Annotated in this window: 1 rRNA gene; it reads left to right on the top strand. The window is 48.3% G+C overall.

From position 1 onward, the window contains the following. Positions 1-2: 2 nt before the first annotated feature. Positions 3-1,200 (top strand): 23S ribosomal RNA (locus ACKVDP_RS13790); the annotation flags it as partial.

Raw genomic sequence — 1,200 nt, 5'->3', positions numbered from 1 at the left:
TAGGTCAAGTTATTAAGAGCATAGGGCGAATGCCTTGGCACCAAGAGCCGATGAAGGACGGGATAAGCACCGATATGCTTCGGGGAGTCGCAAATAGACTTTGATCCGGAGATTTCCGAATGGGGAAACCCGCTTGAGCAACCCTCAAGCACTCATAACCCAATAAAATAAGTTATGAGAGGAAGACCAGGGGAACTGAAACATCTAAGTACCCTGAGGAAGAGAAAGAAAAAATTCGATTTCCTAAGTAGCGGCGAGCGAACGGGAAAGAGCCCAAACCATACTTGTATGGGGTTGAGGACATGACAAAGGATGTGCAAATAGGTAGCTGAAGAGAGCTGGGAAGCTCCACGAGACAGGGTGATAGTCCTGTAGGCGAAACCCATAAGCACCAGGTCATGATCCAGAGTACCACGGGACACGAGAAATCCCGTGGGAAGCAGGGAGGACCACCTCCCAAGGCTAAATACTACTTGGTGACCGATAGAGAACAGTACCGTGAGGGAAAGGCGAAAAGAACCCCGGGAGGGGAGTGAAATAGAACCTGAAACCCTATGCTTACAAGCAGTGGAAGCACGTTAAAAGTGTGACCGCGTACTTTTTGTAGAACGGGCCAGCGAGTTATGATAGGCAGCAAGGTTAAGTGATTAAGTCATGGAGCCGTAGGGAAACCGAGTCTTAATAGGGCGATAAGTTGTCTGTCATAGACCCGAAACCGGGTGACCTATCCATGGGCAGAGTGAAGTTTCAGTAAAATGAAATGGAGGCTCGAACCCGGTAGCGTTTAAAAGCTATGGGATGACCTGTGGATAGGGGTGAAAAGCCAATCGAACCCGGAGATAGCTGGTTCTCCTCGAAATAGCTTTAGGGCTAGCCTCAAGATAGAGTGAGATGGAGGTAGAGCACTGAATGGTCTAGGGGCGCATAGCGTTACCAAAACCTATCAAACTCCGAATGCCATACTCATATACTTGGGAGTCAGACTGTGTGGGATAAGCTTCATAGTCGAAAGGGAAACAGCCCAGATCACCAGCTAAGGTCCCAAAATTCGAATTAAGTGGTAAAGGATGTGAGGTTACACAGACAACCAGGATGTTGGCTTAGAAGCAGCCATACATTTAAAGAGTGCGTAATAGCTCACTGGTCAAGTGACCTTGCGCCGAAGATTTCCGGGGCTTAAATTCGATACCGAAGCTGTGG

Source organism: Gudongella ferriphila (genome assembly GCF_046224405.1).
Classification (GTDB): domain Bacteria; phylum Bacillota; class Clostridia; order Tissierellales; family Tissierellaceae; genus Gudongella.
This window is presented reverse-complemented; position numbering and strand designations above follow the sequence as displayed.